At 63.5% G+C, this 3533-nt stretch carries 5 protein-coding genes; 3 read left to right on the plus strand and 2 right to left on the minus strand.

Translation table 11 applies throughout. The features are described 5' to 3' along the window. The 3 genes from EN984_RS26820 to EN984_RS26830 form a co-directional block, all read left to right on the plus strand. The coding region (locus EN984_RS26820; RefSeq protein ID WP_164765665.1) for a GMC oxidoreductase at positions 1-190 on the plus strand (190 nt) is incomplete at its 5' end. A gap of 13 nt (positions 191-203) precedes the next feature. Continuing rightward, positions 204-653, plus strand: coding sequence for a hypothetical protein (locus tag EN984_RS26825; protein ID WP_127267655.1), 450 nt, complete (start codon positions 204-206; stop codon positions 651-653). A gap of 74 nt (positions 654-727) precedes the next feature. Then, complete coding sequence (locus EN984_RS26830) at positions 728-1807, plus strand: glycosyltransferase (RefSeq protein ID WP_127267654.1); 1080 nt, start codon at positions 728-730, stop codon at positions 1805-1807. An 18-nt stretch (positions 1808-1825) separates the two neighbouring features. On the opposite strand, the gene EN984_RS26835 is transcribed toward EN984_RS26830, so the two are convergent. Continuing rightward, positions 1826-2848: a phosphoribosyltransferase family protein gene (locus EN984_RS26835; protein ID WP_127384075.1), complete on the minus strand. Its 1023-nt coding sequence runs from the start codon at positions 2846-2848 to the stop codon at positions 1826-1828. Between the two features lie 52 nt (positions 2849-2900). After that, the coding region (locus EN984_RS26840; protein ID WP_164765666.1) for a polysaccharide biosynthesis C-terminal domain-containing protein at positions 2901-3533 on the minus strand (633 nt) is incomplete at its 5' end.

Below are 3533 nucleotides of genomic sequence, written 5' to 3' on the forward strand. Positions count from 1 at the left end.
ATCTCACGTCCAGGGCACGGTGAGGAGGGGTACGGGCCCAGCCGATTCGGTCATCGACAGCGGCATGATCCACCACCAGCTCAGAAATCTGGTCGTCGTCGGCACAAGCACCTATCCGAGCTGCTCCTGCGCCAACCCGAGCCTGACCGCGGCAGCGCTGTCCTTGCGGGCGGCGAGCCGGATCGCGTGAAAGGAGGTATCGCATGATCGAGATTTCCAGACGCTCGGCCCTGGCCGTCATGGCTGGCGGAGTGGTTTCGACAGGGGTCGCCTACGCCGCCGTTTCCTCGTTCTCGGACGAGGATCTGGTGCGCGTCACGCTGGAAAAATACCTTGGCAAGTTGAACATCCGCATCGAGCATCTGCAGCAGTTCGTGCTGGCGTTCCGCAACAGGAATCCGTGGAACTTTCCAAGCGAAAAACTAAGCGACGCCGTCACGCTGGTGGAGGAACTCAAATTGGGCGCAGCACGCCGCCTGCTGCCCGAGCGAAAGCGGGAAGATCTGGTGCATTTCGACCGCTGGGTGGTCGCCGAATTCCATATGCTGACGGACTACGCCTGGCGCAGTTCGCCCAACGACCCGATCCGATTTACCGGCTGGCAATCCTGTACCAATCCCTTCGCCAATCTGGAGCCGCCGAAACTTGCCTGACGTCGAAAGCGAGGCGGCGGACTTTGCCTGTTGTCTCCGAGCAAGGAATACGAGATGCGACAAGGAGCCCGATCATGAAAGTTCTCTTTGCAGGCGGCAACGGCTACCCGCCCGAGTTCAGCGGCGGCGTTCAGTCGAGCACGCATCATCTGGCCGAACAGCTGATCGAGCACGGTCATGAAGCCGCTGTGCTCGCCGCCCTGTTCGGTGATGGTGTCTTCGGCTTCAAGGCGCGCGCCAAGATGAAGCTGCTGCGGCAGCCGGCGGTTGTCGACAGCTATCCCGGCTATCCGGTGGTGCGGGCCTGGTTTCCCTGGGAAGCAGCGGGCTATGCCGTCGACAGGCTGAAGCCCGATGTCGCCGTGGTCCAGTGTCACAAATCGGTTCCGATCGGCAAGGCGCTGCAGGCGGAGGGCGTGCCTCTGGTCGTCTATCTCCGCAATGTCGAGTTCCATGAACTGGGCGGCGATCTGCGCGAATTGCATTCCGCGCTTTACATCGCCAATTCTGACTTCACCGCACGTACTTACAGACAGGAGTTCGGCATCGAGGCGGTGGTGATCCCGCCAACCATCAACCCGGCGCACTACTCGACGCCGACGACGGGCCAGTTCGTCACGCTGATCAACCCTTATGAGGAAAAGGGGTTCGAGCTCGCGGTGCGGATTGCCGGCGCCTGCCGCGAAATTCCATTCCTGTTCGTCGAAAGCTGGAAGCTCGACGACGATCACCGGGCGCGGATCGAACAGACGATCGCTCCCTTGGGCAATGTCGTCCTGGAGAGCCGCACCAGCGACATGAAGACGGTCTACGGCCGCACGAAGATCCTGCTTGCTCCCAGCAAGTGGGAAGAGGCCTGGGGCCGCGTCGCGTCGGAGGCCCATTGCAGCGGAATCCCCGTTGTCGGCTCGCGGCGCGGCGGTCTGCCCGAAGCGATCGGCTCCGGTGGCGTGGTGCTGGATTATGATGCACCGCTGGCCGACTGGGTCGCGGCCGTCAGGCGGCTGTGGAACGACAATCAGGAATATGACCGGCTTTCCAGCCTCGCCCGCAGCTTCGCCGGGCGCCCGGAACTCGATCCCGATCGCCAGTTCATCACCTTCTTCTCGATACTGGACAGGGCCATGCAGCAGCGCGCGCGACAGGCGGCCTGACGGCGCCGCCTGAGCAGGTCAGGCCGGGCGCTTGACCCGGCTTTTCAGCGTCTCGTAGCCGCGGGCGCCAAGCAGCGCGCGGGCAATGGTCTTGGCGGCGCTTTTGCGGCCCTCTTGCGACTTGATCTGCCGCAGCCTTGCCGGCAGGTTCCTGGCCGGCTGACCAAGTGCCGGCAGCGACAGCGTGTTGGGAAAGCTGACCATATGCGTTTCGACGCACAGCACCGGCTTGCCTGACAGTTCGGTGATCCTCAGCGCCTGTTCGTGCTCGCTCTCGATGAACAGGATGGCATCGGACTTGCGGTAGAAATCCGCCTTGAAACTGCCATGCGCGCCGAGCCGTTGCCGTTCCGCCTTGCTCGGCAGGTCGAGCATGATCAACTGGTCGTATTTGATCTCATGCTTGGCGAGCCATGCCTCGGTGAGCGCGCGGTATTTCTCCAGTCGGCTGGTGACCAGCCAGCCGATCCTGTGGGTCGCGACATGGAGCGGCCGCGCTTCGCTGAGGAATTTTTCATAGGCCGGGCCGTCGTCGTTTTCCGCCTCTGTCGGATCGAGGCACAGCACGCCGTCAATGTCGACGCAGCATTGCGCCAGGAATTTGTGATGCATGAAGTTCCACTGGAACATGCGCGGATGCGGCACGACTTCGAAGACGAGGTCGGTTTCCTGGTGCTGGGGCTCAAGGCCGAACACGGCGGCAAAGGTGAACTCCGCCTTGATGCCCGCAGCCTGGATGCGGGCGCGTGCGTCACGCATGGCGTTGCCGCCAGCGACGCTGTCGTCGATCACCAGCACCTTGCGCATCTCGGAAACCTTGCGGTCGAGAGCGGCACGGCGCTTGGTGACGCCAGACGTATAGATACGCCCTTCCAGGAAGCTGTCGAGATCGGTCATCGGGATGTTCGCGGCAAGGCTGACCAGCGTCGCTGCCAAAACGCCGCTTCTCGGCACACCGACCACCAGGTCGATGTCGCGTGGCAGCCGGTGCAGGCCCCTGACAATGGCGTCGTTCATATCGGAGATCGATCGGTAGTGCATGGTTCAGACCTGGTCCTGGAGGAGATGTCCGTAGCAGTCGAAGACGCCCAAATTATTGCGCTTCGCGCGCCGCCGCCGCAGGCAGCCTTGCCGGCAGCATCTTGAGGGCCTCGCGCAAGGCTTCGCGGCCGGAGGCGAATGCCAGTGCGATGACGATGGTGATGAGGTAGGCGAGCACGGCGCCGCTGGCCAGGGCGACGACATGCTGCTGCGGCAGCGCTGGCTTGATGAACCAGATGCCGGCCAGTGCCAGATGGGCGCCAAGCACGAACGGCGTTGCCGCGCGAAGTACATGGTGCGCCTGAAGCGGCCCGCTCTTGCCGACATAGAGCCACAGGAACGGCGTCCGCAGATATTCGCTGATCGCATAGGCGATCGCCACGCCCAGCGCGCCATAGGGCAGGCCGAGCATGAAGGCCAGCACCGACGTCACGGCCGTTATGATGCCCCAGCGCATGAAATCGCCGGAGCGGCCCTGGCTGACGAAAAGCCACCCCGCCGGATTGTTGAGCGGCTGCAGCAGCCCGGCAAAGCCGAGCGCCAGGAAAATCGAGGCGCTTGCGCGCCATTGCTCGCCGAGCACGAAGGGGATCAGCACATCCGACATCGCCGTGGCGAAGGCGACGCCGGGAAGCGCCACCAGCAGGATCAGCGGCATGACGCGCAGGTAGGCGCTGCGGTAGCG

The organism is Mesorhizobium sp. M7A.F.Ca.CA.004.12.1.1, assembly GCF_003997835.1.
Classification (GTDB): Bacteria; Pseudomonadota; Alphaproteobacteria; order Rhizobiales; family Rhizobiaceae; genus Mesorhizobium.

What these genes read in the sequence shown, in the direction of transcription:
- EN984_RS26835 (WP_127384075.1), bottom strand. Translation starts at nt 2,848, where the DNA reads ATGCACTACCGATCGATCTCCGATATGAACGACGCCATTGTCAGGGGC.
- EN984_RS26830 (WP_127267654.1), top strand. Translation starts at nt 728, where the DNA reads ATGAAAGTTCTCTTTGCAGGCGGCAACGGCTACCCGCCCGAGTTCAGC.
- EN984_RS26825 (WP_127267655.1), top strand. Translation starts at nt 204, where the DNA reads ATGATCGAGATTTCCAGACGCTCGGCCCTGGCCGTCATGGCTGGCGGA.